Genomic DNA, 203 nt, shown 5'->3' on the forward strand with positions numbered 1-203 from the left:
AATGGCGTCCCCTAGGGGACTCGAACCCCTGTTACCGCCGTGAAAGGGCGGTGTCCTAGGCCACTAGACGAAGGGGACAAAACCTTCGAACGACAAGGCCAGCACCTGGCTGGCCTTGCGTGTGTTTGGTGGAGCTAAACGGGATCGAACCGTTGACCTCTTGCATGCCATGCAAGCGCTCTCCCAGCTGAGCTATAGCCCCG

At 59.6% G+C, this 203-nt stretch carries 2 tRNA genes; both read right to left on the reverse strand.

Annotated features, from left to right (window positions below):
* Nucleotides 1-2: 2 nt before the first annotated feature.
* Nucleotides 3-78: transfer RNA gene (locus tag E4487_RS24385), tRNA-Glu, on the reverse strand.
* 48 nt (nucleotides 79-126) lie between these two features.
* A tRNA-Ala gene (locus E4487_RS24390) sits at nucleotides 127-202 on the reverse strand.
* Between the last annotated feature and the right edge of the window lies 1 nt (nucleotide 203).

Source organism: Pseudomonas sp. BMW13 (assembly GCF_013357275.1).
Lineage (GTDB): Bacteria > Pseudomonadota > Gammaproteobacteria > Pseudomonadales > Pseudomonadaceae > Aquipseudomonas > Aquipseudomonas khazarica.